This is a genomic window from Pseudomonas sp. PDM20 (genome assembly GCF_014852575.3).
Classification (GTDB): Bacteria; Pseudomonadota; Gammaproteobacteria; order Pseudomonadales; family Pseudomonadaceae; genus Pseudomonas.
This window is the reverse complement of sequence record NZ_CM181224.1, coordinates 6,555,237-6,568,713: the sequence shown is the minus strand read 5'-3', so window position 1 is coordinate 6,568,713 and position 13,477 is coordinate 6,555,237. Positions and strand designations below refer to the sequence as shown.

The window sequence follows — 13,477 nt, the reverse complement described above, 5'->3', positions numbered from 1 at the left end:
TACTGCATGATGACGTCGATGTCCTTCCCGGCCGAACATGGCCTGAATACCCAATCCTTCGTGCGCTACAACCGCCAGTTGCGCGGCGTGCTGCTGGATCAGCAGCCGTGGTTCGTGCTGCGCGACCTGACCAAGCTGACCGCGAGCAAGCGCGGGGCGGAGCTGGTGCGCAAGCTGGAGCCGGACCAGTCGCGCCGGGAGCGCCTGGCCGGCGCGGCGGAGGATGAGTGGCTGGTGAGCGAGAGCGGGGTGTATGCGCTGCTGTTGCTGCACCTGTACCACCCGGAGAACCGCAGCCTTCGGCAGTGGCTTAGCAACGAGGTGGTGCCGGCGCTGCGTGCGGCGCAGCAGGACAACGCGCTGTTGCCGCGCCACAAGTTCCGGGAGGTGCAGGGGCAGCACATTGCCTTGCTGGATTGGCAGGGGCGGTTGTGGGTGCGGTTTACCGATGCGGCGCGGTTGATGGAGCTGGGCGGGCGGGGCTAGGGCTGACCGCTCCAGCAACAGCACCCTCTCCGGCGGGCGAGGGTGTGTCTCGGGCTCAGGTATCAGGGCGGGTCGGCGGCCACTTCCAGTGGGGTGAGCGGGAAGGTGTTGCCGGCCGGTTCTCCCAGCAAGGCCATGTAGTGTCGGCCCTGATCTTCCACCGTGACCTTTCGGCCCGCCTCCAGCGGGAGTGTCGGGCAGAGCACGCGGAGTGGGTTCGTGTCGGGTAGCAGCAGGGCGTGGTGGGGTGCACTTTCCTGGAATTTGCTGCGCAGGCTGAGGCGGCAGGGGCGTGGTTGTGCGGACAGCCACGCGCCACGTAGTTCATAGCGGTCGCCGCCGAGCAGGCGGAGGCTTTCCACCTGGGCCAGTTGCCAGGCGCCGCCGGGAGTCAGGAGGAGGCCCAGCAGTTCGCCAACGGCCGGTGGCGGCGAGTCTTCCCAGTGCCCACTGAAGTGTTGCCCGCTCGTGTGGGGCTGGTCCAGCGGTAGGGTGGGCGGAAGGCTGGGGACGGGCGTGGGGGGGCTGAACTCGATGTCGCCCTGGTGCGCGACCAGCTCGTCCAGCCCGCCGCGGCCGCTGGAATGGTGGGACCAGACGTCGCTCTGGTGTTGCTGGCGCTGGAAGTGGCGGGCATCGAGGCTGCTGTCCTCGGTGACGCCGAGGTGGGCGAGCAGGGCCGGGATGCCTCGGCAGACCTGCCAGGGACCCGGGGCCGCGTCTGCCGTGCCCCAGCAGGCGAGCAGATGGGCGTTGAGATCGAAACCCGCGTCGCCGTTGCTGGCCGCAACGAAGCGCTTGAGCATGTCCAGCAGTTCGTCGAGCTTCAGGGCGAGGCCGCTGCTGCTGCTCGCGGCATCCGGATCGCGGAAGGGACGGTCGCTCTCGCGATCAAGCCGCCAGGCGTTGCCCGGCTGTTCCGGCTGGATGTGGACGATGGAGGCGAAGACCTGGGTGGATTCGATCAGCGCCGGCAAGCTCTCTGCGGGGATTTCCAGCGGCCGGGAGCCGGCGATGAGCAGGCAATGCAGGTAGCCCCCCGCGATGGTCTGGCTGCGCGGTTCGAAGGCTTCGCCGTCGCTGATGGGCAGGTGCTGGACTTCCAGCCGCAGGGCGCGCCCGTACAGCTGGTGCAGCAGGTGCCACAGGCCGGGGGGTGCCGGGTGCTGGTTCTGCAGGCAGTTGCAGTGGACTTCCTGGAGGCTGCGCACCATGCGTTGCATCAGCAGGGCGGCGGTCTTGCGCTCGGCGCGGCGGGTCCGCAGCAGGTGCCAGTAGCCACTGAGCAGCCGGCGGTGAAGGGCGAGGATGAGCTTCTGCGCCTTGTCGGCCCGGGCCTGGGCGAGCGCGTCGGTCTGTTCGCCGAGTAGGTCGGCGAGCTGGCGGCTGACGTCGAAGATTTCCGGGCGCAGGCGTTCGAGTTGGCGCAGCAGCTGGATGCCGGTCAGCGTCGAGCGGTTCAGTTCGATGGCCGTGCGATACAGCTCCCGCGTACGCCGCGCCAGGTATTCGAGGGCGGTATCCATGTGTCTCGTGGCTCCAAAGCTTGCCGGCTGGGGCCGACCGTTCGGAGACTGCGAGATTCTCGGCGCTTTGCGATTCAGACGAATCTGAATGATGGGGAGTCATGCGTCACAGGAATGAAAAAGGGGAGGCCGGTGGCCTCCCCTTCGTGTTGCTCCAGGGTGTCGTCAGAGCACGCGCACGCTGGCGAAGGTGGATTCGCCCTGGGCCTGGCTGAGCGCGGAGATGGCCGAGGAGTTGGGCATGAGGGCGAGGTCCTGCGGGATGGGCATGACCATGACCGGCTGGCCGATGGGCTGGCCCTGGCGCTCGTCGCGCGGCGGGATGCCGAAGTATTCGCGGTAGCACTTGGAGAAGTGCGGGGTGGAGACGAAGCCGCACACCGAGGCGACTTCGATGATCGACATCGAGGTCTGCTTGAGCAGCTGGCGCGCGCGGATCAGGCGCAGCTTGAGGTAGTAGCGCGACGGCGAGCAGTGCAGATACTTCTGGAACAGGCGTTCGAGCTGGCGGCGCGAGACGTTGACGTAGACGGCCAGTTCGTCGAGGTCGATGGGCTCCTCGAGGTTGGCTTCCATCAGCGCGACGATTTCCTGCAGCTTGGGCTGGTTGGTGCCGAGCATGTGCTTGAGCGGTACGCGCTGGTGGTCCTGTTCGTTGCGGATGCGCTCGTAGATGAACATTTCGGAGATCGCCGCCGAGAGTTCGCGGCCGTGCTCGCGGCCGATCAGGTGCAGCATCATGTCCATCGGCGCGGTGCCGCCGGAGGAGGTGAAGCGGTTGCGGTCGATGGAGAACAGCCGGGTGCTCATGGCCACGCGGGGGAAGGCTTCCTGCATGGCGGCCAGGCATTCCCAGTGCACCGAGCAGTCGTAGCCGTCGAGCAGGCCGGCGCGGGCCAGGGCCCAGCTGCCGGTGCACACGGCGCCGAGCTTGCGACCCAGGCGCGCCTGGGCCTGGAGGAAGGTGGTGTGTTCGCGGGTGACGCTGCGCTGGATGCCGACGCCGCCGACCACGATCAGCGTGTCCATCTGCGGGGCGCTGTCGCAGGCTGCGTCGGGGGTGATCTGCAGGCCGTCGCTGGCCCAGACCTGGCGGCCGTCGAGGCTCAGGGTGTGCCAGCGGTAGAGTTCGCGTCCGGAGAGCTGGTTGGCCATGCGCAGCGGTTCCACCGCCGAGGCCAGGGAGATCAGGGTGAAGTTGTCCAGCAGCAGGAAGCCGATGGACTGCGGAGCTCGGTTTTGCGGGGGAACTCCGGGGTTGAACGCGTTCATTCAGTCACCTCACGCTAGTCACAGTCGCCTCACGGGAGGCGTTTCTTATGCTTGTTGTTCTGTTCGGGAGTCGGCCTCGGGGTTGGCCCGGGCGGTTCCTCTTTTCTCGCTGCCTATGACAAGGCAAATGCCGTGCCTAGGTTGAATGGGCGTTCAACTAAAAAAGAAAACGGCATGGGAATGCCGTTTTTGCAGGTCCGGAATGCGACGCCTCGAAGGTCGCAAATACGCATGGATCGTGGCCTGGGGTTTTTGGTAGCACTCACCGGTCACGGCGCCGGTAGTGCTGTGCCCGGAACGGTAACGCCCGCTGTCTGGTCGGGACGGGCGTACCGCTTGCGCCATCAGGGGGCGCGCCGGCTCTGGCGTGGTCGATTGAGGGTCAGCACTCGATGATGCTGACGGCCAATCCGCCGCGCGAGGTTTCCTTGTACTTGTCGTGCATGTCGGCGCCGGTGTTGCGCATGGTGCGGATCACCTGGTCGAGGCTGATGAAGTGCTGGCCGTCGCCGCGCAGGGCCATCTGCGCGGCGTTGATGGCCTTCACCGCGGCGATGGCGTTGCGTTCGATGCAGGGCACCTGGACGAGGCCGCCGACCGGGTCGCAGGTGAGGCCCAGGTTGTGTTCCAGGCCGATCTCGGCGGCGTTCTCCACCTGTTCGGGGGAGGCGCCGAGCACTTCGGCAAGGCCCGCCGCGGCCATGGCGCAGGCGGAGCCGACTTCGCCCTGGCAGCCGACTTCGGCGCCGGAGATGGAGGCGTTCTTCTTGCACAGGATGCCGACGGCGGCGGCGGCCAGCAGGTAGTTGGTGACGTCGTCGTCGCTGGCGTCGGGGTTGAAGCGCATGTAGTAGTGCAGCACCGCCGGGATGATGCCGGCCGCGCCGTTGGTGGGCGCGGTGACCATGCGCCCGCCGGCGGCGTTTTCCTCGTTCACGGCGAGGGCGAAGAGGTTGACCCATTCCATGGCGGAGAGGGTCGAGCCGATGACGTTGGGCTTGCCGATTTCCTGCAGGTTGCGGTGCAGGCGCGCGGCGCGGCGCTGCACGTTGAGGCCGCCGGGGAGGATGCCTTCGTGGCGCAGGCCGTTTTCCACGCAGTCGCGCATGGCCTGCCAGATGCTCCTGAGGCCTTCGCGGATGTCGGTTTCGCTGCGCCACATGCGCTCGTTGGCCATCATCAGCTCGGACACGCGCAGGTTGTGGCGGCGGCAGAGCATGAGCAGTTCGGCGGCGCTGGCGAAGTCGTAGGGCAGCACGGTGTTGTCGGTGTCGAGGCTGCCGGAGGCGGCCTGTTCCTCGTCGACCACGAAGCCGCCGCCGATGGAGTAGTAGGTGTCGCTGTGCAGCACGTGGTCGCCTTCGATGGCGGTCAGGCGCATGGCGTTGGGGTGGTAGGGCAGGTTTTCTTCGAGCAGGCGCATGTCGCGGACCCAGTCGAAGGGGATCGCCCGGCTGCCGGCCAGCAGCAGTTCGCCGCTGCTGCGCAGCTGCGCCATGCGCGGTTCGATCTGGCTGGGGTCGACGCGGTCCGGCCATTCGCCCATCAGGCCCATGATGACGGCGCGGTCGGTGCCGTGGCCGACGCCGGTGGCGGACAGCGAGCCGTACAGGCGCACCTCCACGCGGCTGGTGCGTTCGAGCATCTGCCGTTCGCGCAGGGCGCCGACGAACAGCGCGGCGGCGCGCATGGGGCCGACCGTGTGCGAACTGGAAGGGCCGATACCGATCTTGAACAGGTCGAACACACTGATTGCCATGCCGGACTCCGGGCGAGCTGCACGTCCATGAGAGAGGGGGGATAGGCACGTCCCTGTGCCCGCGATGCCCGGCCATCATCGACCCAAGTCCGGCGCCGGCTGCGTCCATCGGCGACGCGGCCGTATCCAATAACGCCGCCTGCGCACCCCGTCGGTGCGGGGCGCGAAGCCACCTGTTCCGGGGCCGACGAAAGCTTGCCTCTTTACGACGCGAGCGCCATGAACCACGACCGGTCGATAGGCGTGGGCGGCTTCGCTGTTCCATGATCCGCCACCGACGAACGGCCGCGTTCGCCCGTATCCACCCCCATTCTCCGCAGTCAGAGGCTGGTCTCATGAAGAGTCTTGTGTCGTCGCTGTTGGCGTTATCCGTGGTACTTCCGGGCGTCGTGCGCGCCGCCGAACCCGAATCCTGCGCCGTGGTGCGCTTCGCCGATGTCGGCTGGACCGACATCACCGTGACCACCGCGGTGACCCGCCTGGTGCTCAGCCACCAGGGCTATCGCACGCAGGTGGTGCGGCTGTCGGTGCCGGACACCTACAAGGCGATGTCGGAGAAGAAGATCGACGTGTTCCTCGGCAACTGGATGCCGAGCATGGCGAACGACATCAAGCCTTTCGCCGACAAGGGCCAGGTGGAAACCGTGGGCGCCAACCTCGAAGGCGCCAAGTACACCCTCGCGGTGCCGCGCTATGCCTATGAGGCGGGCCTGAAGACTTTTGCCGATATCGCAAAATTCAAGGAGCAGCTGGGCGGGCGCATCTACGGTATCGAGCCGGGCAACGACGGCAACCAGCTGATCCAGAAGATGATCAAGGAGAAAGCCTTCGGTCTGGGCGATTTCAAGCTGGTGGAGTCCAGCGAGGCCGACATGCTGGCCTACGTCAAGCGAGCCGGGGCCTTGAAGCAACCCATCGTGTTCCTGGGCTGGGAGCCGCACCCGATGAATACCCGAATCCAAATGAACTATCTGGAGGGAGGGGATTCCTACTTCGGTCCCAACTATGGCGGTGCGACGGTCTTCACCAACGTCAGAGCAGGCTATCTTCAGGAGTGCCCCAATGTCGCGCGGCTGCTGAAGAACCTGAAATTCGACCTGGCGATGGAGAACCAGCTGATGGATGCGGTGCTCAACGAGCGACGCAATCCCCGCCAGGCCGCCAAGAGTTGGCTGAAGGCCAACCCGCAGGTACTCGACGGCTGGCTGCAGGGTGTCGCTCCGAGCGCATCGGGTGCGGCGCCAGGGGGCCAGAAAACCGCCGCCATGGAATGATCCGGGCCTCTGCAAGTCGCTGGAACCGGGCCTTTCCACTGGATGCGACATGGCTGGTGCTGAATACGACTTCGCCTGCACTGGATGCGACCCACCCGGTAGGCGACGAAATTTTCCTGCTCCATGATCGTTTACGAAATGACAACAAAAGGACCTGTACCTGAGGTCCCACCAATAATTTTCAGACCGCCGCGCCCCATGCGCGCAGCGCCGTCGCCCCACCCCGCAGAGGAGTACGCTCATGAAAGGTTGCAAGTCTTTGCTGCTGGCTGCTGTGTCCGTTTGCGCACCGCTGGCGGTTCAGGCCGCTGAACCTGAGTCGTGCGGCACGGTTCGATTCTCCGACGTCGGCTGGACCGATATCACCGTGACCACCGCTACTACCCGTCAGGTGCTCGAGTCGCTTGGCTACACCACCAAGGTGACCATGTTGTCCGTGCCGGTGACCTACAAGTCGCTGGCGAACAAGGATCTCGACGTCTTCCTCGGCAACTGGATGCCGAGCATGGCCAACGACATCAAGCCCTACGCCGACAATGGCTCGGTGGAGACGGTGAAAGCCAACCTCGAGGGCGCCAAGTACACCCTGGCCGTGACCCAGGCCGCTTACGACGGCGGGCTGAAATCCTTCGCGGATATCAGCAAGTACGCCGACAAGCTGGGCAACAAGATCTACGGCATCGAGCCGGGCAACGACGGCAACCGCCTGGTCCAGGGCATGCTGGACAAGAACCAGTTCGACCTGGGCAAGTTCAAGCTGGTGGAGTCCAGCGAGGCGGGCATGCTCTCGCAGGTCGGGCGCGCCGACCGCCGCAACCAGTGGATCGTGTTCCTGGGCTGGGAACCGCATCCGATGAACACCCGCTTCAAGATGAAGTACCTCGAAGGCGGGGACGATGTGTTCGGCCCCAACTACGGCGGCGCGACCATCTACACCAACGTCCGCAAGGGCTACGTCCAGGAATGTTCCAACGTCGGCAAGCTGCTGACCAACCTGACCTTCACCCTGGAAATGGAAAACAAACTCATGGACGCCGTGCTCAACGGGGGCAAGAAGCCCGAAGAGGCGGCAAAAGCCTGGTTGAAGGACCATCCGGAACTGCTCGACGCCTGGCTCGCCGGCGTGACCACCCGTGACGGCAAACCGGCCTTGGCGGCAGCCAAGGTGGCATTCGCTAAGTAAGTGCCGAAAGCATTGCCGTTGGCCGATTCCTCAAGCTTCTGATGGGCCCGCATTATGTTTCTGACTGACCACAAGTTACCGCTGGGCGAGCATATCGCCGCCTTCGTCGACTGGCTCACGCAACATGGCGCGTCGGTGTTCGACAAGATTTCCGACACCCTCGAGTTCCTCATCCACGGCGTCACCAACAGCCTGCTCTGGTTCAACCCGCTGGCGCTGATCGCGCTGCTGGTCTTCCTGGTGTTCTACATCCAGCGCAGCTGGGGGCTTGCCGTATTTGCCCTGGCCTCGCTGCTGCTGATCCTCAACCTGGGGTACTGGCAGGAAACCATGGAGACCCTGGCGCAGGTGATCTTCGCCACGGTGGTGTGTATTGCCGTCGGGGTGCCGCTGGGCATCCTGGCGGCGCACAAGCCCTGGTTCTACACCGGGCTGAGGCCGCTGCTGGATTTGATGCAGACGGTGCCCACCTTCGTCTACCTGATCCCCACCCTGACCCTGTTCGGCCTGGGTGTGGTTCCGGGTCTGATCTCCACGGTGATCTTCGCCATCGCCGCGCCCATCCGCCTCACCTGCCTGGGTATCCAGGATGTGCCGGCGGAGCTGTTGGACGCCGGCAAGGCCTTCGGCTGCTCGCGCTGGCAACTGCTGACGCGCATCGAGCTGCCGCACGCCATGCCAAGCATCGGCGCGGGGATCACCCAATGCATCATGTTGTCGCTGTCGATGGTGGTTATCGCCGCGCTGGTGGGTGCTGATGGCCTCGGCAAGCCGGTGGTCAACGCGCTCAACACGGCGGACATTTCCCTCGGCTTCGAGGCCGGTCTGGCCATCGTCCTGCTCGCCATCCTGCTCGACCGGGTGTGCAAGCAACGTTCGCTGCGGGGGAGGTAAGTACTATGTCGGCGATTCGATTCGAACATGTGGATGTGATTTTCGGCACCCACACCAAGGAAGCGCTCAAGCTGCTGGATCAGGGCCTGGGCCGCGAGGAAATCCTCAAGCGCACCGGCCAGGTGCTGGGTGTCGAGGATGCCTGCCTGGATGTCGAACGCGGCGAAATCTGCGTGATGATGGGCCTGTCGGGCTCGGGCAAGTCCAGCCTGCTGCGTTGCATCAACGGCCTCAACCGGGTCAGCCGCGGCAAGCTGCTGATCGAGCACGAGGGCCAGCAGGTGGATATCGCCAACTGCTCGCCGGCGGTGCTCAAGACCATGCGCACCAAGCGTATCGCCATGGTGTTCCAGAAGTTCGCACTGATGCCCTGGCTGACCGTGGCCGAGAACATCGGCTTCGGCCTGGAGATGCAGGGCCGCCCGGCCAACGAGCGGAAGAAGGTGATCGACGAGAAGCTCGAACTGGTCGGCCTGTCGCAATGGCGCGACAAGCGCCCGGATTCGCTCTCCGGCGGCATGCAGCAGCGCGTCGGCCTGGCCCGCGCGCTGGCGATGGATGGCGACATCCTGCTGATGGACGAACCCTTCTCCGCGCTGGACCCGCTGATCCGCCAGCAGCTGCAGGATGAACTGCTGGTGCTGCAACGCCAGCTGCACAAGACCATCGTCTTCGTCAGCCACGACCTGGACGAGGCGCTGAAGATCGGTACGCGCATTGCGATCATGAAGGACGGCCGCATCATCCAGCACGGCAAGCCCGAGGAAATCGTGCTCAGCCCGGCGGACGACTATGTGCGCACCTTCGTCGCCCACACCAACCCGCTCAACGTGCTGTGCGGCTCCAGCCTGATGCGTGGCCTGGACCAGTGCCGCCGCCAGGCCGACGAGGTGTGCTTCGACCAGGGCCGCGACTGCTGGCTGGGCCTGACCGAGTCGAACCAGATCAAGACCGCTCGCCAGGGCAGCAACATCATCGACCTGCAGCAATGGCGCCCGGGTGACCCGGTGGAGAAGCTCAAGCACGAGCCGACCCTGGTGGACGTCAACATCCGCATGCGCGACGCGCTGCAGATCCGCTACCAGACCGGCCACAAGCTGGTGCTGCAGGAGCAGAGCCGCGTGGTTGGCGTGCTCGGCGACAGCGAGCTGTACCACGCGCTGCTGGGCAAGAACCTGGGCTGATTGCCCGCCTGAACAAAAACGCCGGCTCCCTGGGAAGGGGGCCGGCGTTTTTGTTGGGGCTCTTTTGTAGGAGCGAGGAGGACGCCTGCAGATTTGGCATGGTGCCACGGCTGGCCCTCACCCTAGCCCTCTCCCAGGGGGAGAGGGGACCGCCCTCTGCGCTTGGAAAGCTTTGAGTTCGCCGGCTGCATTCGTCACAACCCCGTCACTCCGAACGGCTCCCTCTCCCTCCGGGAGAGGGCTGGGGTGAGGGGAGCCCCTGCGCCGATGTTGCAAGGAAACGTAGGAGCGGACTCCGTCCGCGATCGCTCAACCCTGGGCACAGATCAGCGCTTGAGCTCCGCCAAACCCTTGAGCAGCGCCTCGTGGAAGCGCTTCGGGTCCTGGATCTGCGGGGCGTGGCCCATGTCGTCGAATTCCACCAGGGTGGCGTTGGGGATGGCCTTGGCGGTGGCCTTGCCCAGTTCGGCGTAGTTGCCCAGCTTGGCTTTCAGCTCGGCGGGGGCGAGGTCCTTGCCGATGGCGGTGTTGTCCCTGGTGCCGATCAGCAGCAGGGTCGGCATCTTCAGCTGGCCGAACTCGTAGACCACCGGCTGGGTGAAGATCATGTCGTAGAGCAGCGCCGAGTTCCACGCCACGCGCTCGTGGCCGGCGCCGTTGAACAGGCCGGCGAGCATGTTCACCCACTTGTCGTACTCGGGTTTCCACTGGCCGGCGTAGTAGGTTGCCTGCTCGTACTGGCGGATGCCTTCGGCGCTGGTCTTCAGCTCGCGCTCGTACCACTGGTCCGGGGTGCGGTAGGGCACGCCCAGGGCTTTCCAGTCTTCCAGGCCGATGGGGTTGACCATGGCCAGCTGCTCGACCTGCTGCGGATACATCAGCGCGTAGCGGGTGGCGAGCATGCCGCCGGTGGAGTGGCCGAGCAGGGTGATCTTGCCGACCTTCAGGTGCTCGAGCAGGGCGTGGGTGTTGGTCGCCAGTTGCTGGAAGCTGTACTGGTAGCGCTCGGGCTTGGTGGACTTGCAGAAGCCGATCTGGTCCGGTGCCACCACGCGGTAGCCGGCGTCGCTCAAGGCGGCGATGGTGGTTTCCCAGGTTCCGGCGCAGAAGTTCTTGCCGTGCAGCAGCACCACGGTGCGGCCGTTGGGCTGCTTCTTGGGCTTCACGTCGATGTAGGCCATGTGCATGTGGTGGCCCTGGGACGCGAAGCTGTAGTGACCGACCGGGTAGGAGTAGTTGAAGCGCTCCAGTTCCGGGCCGTAGGTGGGTTTGGATTCGGCGGCGTGCAGCGGCAGGGCGGCGGCCAACAGCAAGGCGGGTAGCCAGCGGCGGGGCATCGGGAAGCTCTCCTGGTGGTGGGGCACGGGTCAGACAGCGGGAAAGGCCATAGGTTGGCAGATTTCCGGGCGCGCCGCCGCATCGGTTGGTATCGAAATCCGTACGGTCGTGAGCTTGGCGGTAGCAGTGGGTGTCAGGCCGCGCTCACGCCGCCGGTGAGCCAGTCGATGAACAGCGAGAACAGCTCGGCCTGGGAGTTGATCGCCAGCTTGGTGTAGAGGTGCTTGCGGTGCATGCGCACGGTTTCCGGCGAGATATCCAGCACCCGCGCGCTGGATTTCACCGAGTGGCCGCGCAGCAGCAGGTGGGCGATTTCCCGTTCGCGCTCGGTGAGCAGGTCGGCGCCGAAGTTCATGAAGGCCGTGCGGATGTGCCGGTTCAGCGGCGCCTGGTCGTCCGGCGCACTGACTTTCACGCCGCGCCCGGCCAGCAGCAGGTCCAGCCCGCCATTGCGCTCGAACTGGCGGAACAGCTCGCGCACCAGCGGCAGGGCGGTGGCCAGCAGGTCCAGCTGGGTTTCGCTGAAGCGTGCGCCGCTCTCGCCCTGGTACAGGCACAGCGAAACCTTGCGCGTCTCGCCCAGGTCGATGATGAAGTGACAGTCCTCGGTGCAGCCGAACTTGAGGTAGTAGGTCTTGTAGTACTCGCTGGCGAAGAAGTCGTCCGGGGCGATGTCGGCCAGCGGGTAGAAGCCTTCGGTGAGGCCGTCTTCCATGGCCAGGCAGAAGGGGTCGAGCAGGTAGCCGCGGGCGTAGTAGCGGTCGACCAGGGCCTCGTGGTGGTCCGGGTGGACGCCGCGCTGGTACAGCGGTTGCGGCGGCTGGCCGCGCTGTTCCAGGCCGAGCATCACCGACTCCACCGGCACCAGGCAGCCCAGGGCGTCGGCCAGGCGTTCGACGAAGACGACTTCGCCGACGCTGGCCAGGGCGCGCGCCAGCCCCGCATGCCAGGCATGCAGGGCCGGTGCGTCGGAGGTTTCGCTCAGCGCCTGGGATTCGCTCATGTCCGGCAGTCTAAAGGGCTGCCGGGGTGTAGGCAAAATCCTCGGATCGATCATCAGTGCCCCGCGTAATCACCGCTGCGCTTGAGGTCTTCGGCGGCTTCGAGGATCGACTCGCGCAGGATGTCGACGATCTCGTCGACCTGCTCGCGGGTGATGGTCAGCGGCGGCGACATCACGTTCAGGTGCACGATCGGCCGCACCAGCAGGCCCTTGGCCTGGGCGCGCAGGTGGATCTTCTCGCCGATGTTCAGCTCCTCGGGGAAGAGCACCTTGCTGCGCTTGTCGGCGACGAACTCGACGCAGGCCATCAGCTTCTGGCAACGCACGCTGCCCACCAGCGGCAGCTCGGCCAGTTCCTGCAGACGCTGCTCCAGGTAGCCGCCGACGTCCTTCACATGCTCCAGCAGATTCTCGCGCTCGATGATCTCGATGTTCTTCAGTGCCGAGACGCAGCTCACCGGGTGTCCGCTGTAGGTGAAGCCGTGGGCGAAGCAGCGGCCCTTGTCGGCCTCGCCGATCACCTTCCAGATGCGGTCGGAGAAGATGCACGCGCCCAGCGGCAGGTAGCCGGAGGTCAGGCCCTTGGCGGTGGTGATGATGTCCGGCTGCATGCCGAACACGTCCTCGGAGGCGAAGAAGGCGCCGAGGCGGCCGAAGGAAGTCACCACCTCGTCGGCGACGTAGAGCACATCGTACTTCTGGCAGACCTGCCACATGCGCTGGTGGTAGCCCTTGGGCGGGATGATCACGCCGCCCGAGCCCATGATCGGCTCGGCGAAGAAGGCGGCGACCTTGTCCTGGCCCAGCTCGAGGATCTTGTCTTCGAATTCCTTCACCAGGAATTCGAGGAAGTCGCCCTCGGTCATCCCTTCCGGCGCGCGGTAGGGGTTGGGGCAGGAGATGTGGTGGATGACGTCCTTGAGGAAGTCGAATTCGGCCGGGTGGTCGGCGACCTTGCCGCCCAGCGACATGGTGAGGAAGGTCGAGCCGTGGTAGGCGTTGACGCGGCTGATGATGTGCTTCTTCTCATGCTTGCCGCGGCAGTTCTGGTAGTACTGGATCAGGCGGTAGGCGGTGTCCACGGCGGTGGAGCCGCCAGTGGTGAGGAACACGTGGTCGAGGTCGCCCGGCGCCAGTTCGGCGAGTTTCTCGCAGAGCTGGATGGCGGTGACGTTGGCCATGTCGCAGAAGGGGTTGGAGTAGGCCAGCTTGCGTACCTGCTCGGCGATGGCATCGGCCATTTCCGCGCGGCCCAGGCCAATATTCGTGCACCACATGCCGCCCACGGCGTCCAGGTAGCGATTGCCCTTGGTGTCGTAGATGTAGGCGCCCTCGCCGGCGGCGATGTTCAGCGCACCGTTGACCCGGTGATCGTCGAACACGTGGTAGCCGTGCATGTAGTGGGCTTTGTCGGCGGCGACCAGCTGCTCGTCGTTGAACTGGGCGAAGAAGGCTGGGGTTGGGGTGGTCATCTGCTTTACCTCGGTATTCCGGTTATTCGTCCTGGGGAGAGCCTTCTCCCCGTGCCCCGGCGCTCAGGCCGGGGCGTGTGGTTGGC

11 protein-coding genes are annotated in these 13,477 nt (G+C 65.5%); 5 read left to right on the top strand and 6 right to left on the bottom strand.

The features are described 5' to 3' along the window. The first annotated feature begins 6 nt into the window (after positions 1–6). A complete protein-coding gene (locus IB261_RS30160) occupies positions 7–486 on the top strand; it encodes a BRO-N domain-containing protein (protein WP_225606159.1) in 480 nt (159 codons plus the stop codon). Between the two features lie 62 nt (positions 487–548). Here the strand turns inward: IB261_RS30160 and IB261_RS30155 are convergent, their stop codons facing one another. The 3 genes from IB261_RS30155 to IB261_RS30145 all read right to left on the bottom strand — a co-directional run bounded on the left by IB261_RS30155 (position 549) and on the right by IB261_RS30145 (position 5,043). Next, positions 549–2,012 (bottom strand): cyclic-di-GMP receptor FimW-related protein, encoded by a 1,464-nt coding sequence (locus tag IB261_RS30155; protein ID WP_192383519.1) that lies wholly within the window; start codon positions 2,010–2,012, stop codon positions 549–551. A gap of 165 nt (positions 2,013–2,177) precedes the next feature. Next, complete coding sequence (gbdR, locus tag IB261_RS30150) at positions 2,178–3,284, bottom strand: choline metabolism transcriptional regulator GbdR (protein ID WP_024766695.1); 1,107 nt, start codon at positions 3,282–3,284, stop codon at positions 2,178–2,180. Positions 3,285–3,666: 382 nt separating this feature from the next. Next, positions 3,667–5,043 (bottom strand): L-serine ammonia-lyase, encoded by a 1,377-nt coding sequence (locus tag IB261_RS30145; protein ID WP_192383520.1) that lies wholly within the window; start codon positions 5,041–5,043, stop codon positions 3,667–3,669. Between the two features lie 335 nt (positions 5,044–5,378). On the opposite strand from IB261_RS30145, the gene IB261_RS30140 reads away from it, so the two are divergent. The 4 genes from IB261_RS30140 (at position 5,379) to choV (ending at position 9,578) form a co-directional block, all read left to right on the top strand. Then, positions 5,379–6,317: a choline ABC transporter substrate-binding protein gene (locus tag IB261_RS30140; protein WP_081519042.1), complete on the top strand. Its 939-nt coding sequence runs from the start codon at positions 5,379–5,381 to the stop codon at positions 6,315–6,317. 241 nt (positions 6,318–6,558) lie between these two features. Further along, the gene (locus tag IB261_RS30135; protein ID WP_045213872.1) at positions 6,559–7,500 is read left to right on the top strand and encodes a choline ABC transporter substrate-binding protein; all 942 of its coding nucleotides are present in this window, start codon (positions 6,559–6,561) and stop codon (positions 7,498–7,500) included. 54 nt (positions 7,501–7,554) lie between these two features. Further along, positions 7,555–8,394, top strand: coding sequence for a choline ABC transporter permease subunit (gene choW / locus IB261_RS30130; RefSeq protein ID WP_081519043.1), 840 nt, complete (start codon positions 7,555–7,557; stop codon positions 8,392–8,394). Positions 8,395–8,399: 5 nt separating this feature from the next. Further along, positions 8,400–9,578, top strand: coding sequence for a choline ABC transporter ATP-binding protein (gene choV, locus IB261_RS30125; RefSeq protein ID WP_192210512.1), 1,179 nt, complete (start codon positions 8,400–8,402; stop codon positions 9,576–9,578). 326 nt (positions 9,579–9,904) lie between these two features. Here choV and IB261_RS30120 read toward each other — a convergent pair whose 3' ends face one another. From IB261_RS30120 to IB261_RS30110, 3 genes are all read right to left on the bottom strand, one after another. Further along, positions 9,905–10,915 (bottom strand): alpha/beta fold hydrolase, encoded by a 1,011-nt coding sequence (locus IB261_RS30120; protein ID WP_192383521.1) that lies wholly within the window; start codon positions 10,913–10,915, stop codon positions 9,905–9,907. Positions 10,916–11,049: 134 nt separating this feature from the next. Further along, on the bottom strand, positions 11,050–11,919 hold the full coding sequence (locus IB261_RS30115) for a helix-turn-helix transcriptional regulator (protein WP_192383522.1): 870 nt from the start codon (positions 11,917–11,919) through the stop codon (positions 11,050–11,052). A 53-nt stretch (positions 11,920–11,972) separates the two neighbouring features. Further along, entirely contained in the window at positions 11,973–13,391 is a 1,419-nt protein-coding gene (locus IB261_RS30110; protein WP_192225683.1) for an aminotransferase, read from the bottom strand. Between the last annotated feature and the right edge of the window lie 86 nt (positions 13,392–13,477).

Excerpts from the sequence above, each read along its gene's own strand:
- IB261_RS30155 (WP_192383519.1), bottom strand. The coding sequence starts at position 2,012 with ATGGATACCGCCCTCGAATACCTGGCGCGGCGTACGCGGGAGCTGTAT.
- choW (WP_081519043.1), top strand. The coding sequence starts at position 7,555 with ATGTTTCTGACTGACCACAAGTTACCGCTGGGCGAGCATATCGCCGCC.
- IB261_RS30135 (WP_045213872.1), top strand. The coding sequence starts at position 6,559 with ATGAAAGGTTGCAAGTCTTTGCTGCTGGCTGCTGTGTCCGTTTGCGCA.
- IB261_RS30115 (WP_192383522.1), bottom strand. The coding sequence starts at position 11,919 with ATGAGCGAATCCCAGGCGCTGAGCGAAACCTCCGACGCACCGGCCCTG.
- IB261_RS30120 (WP_192383521.1), bottom strand. The coding sequence starts at position 10,915 with ATGCCCCGCCGCTGGCTACCCGCCTTGCTGTTGGCCGCCGCCCTGCCG.
- IB261_RS30140 (WP_081519042.1), top strand. The coding sequence starts at position 5,379 with ATGAAGAGTCTTGTGTCGTCGCTGTTGGCGTTATCCGTGGTACTTCCG.
- IB261_RS30160 (WP_225606159.1), top strand. The coding sequence starts at position 7 with ATGATGACGTCGATGTCCTTCCCGGCCGAACATGGCCTGAATACCCAA.
- IB261_RS30145 (WP_192383520.1), bottom strand. The coding sequence starts at position 5,043 with ATGGCAATCAGTGTGTTCGACCTGTTCAAGATCGGTATCGGCCCTTCC.
- choV (WP_192210512.1), top strand. The coding sequence starts at position 8,400 with ATGTCGGCGATTCGATTCGAACATGTGGATGTGATTTTCGGCACCCAC.
- gbdR (WP_024766695.1), bottom strand. The coding sequence starts at position 3,284 with ATGAACGCGTTCAACCCCGGAGTTCCCCCGCAAAACCGAGCTCCGCAG.
- IB261_RS30110 (WP_192225683.1), bottom strand. The coding sequence starts at position 13,391 with ATGACCACCCCAACCCCAGCCTTCTTCGCCCAGTTCAACGACGAGCAG.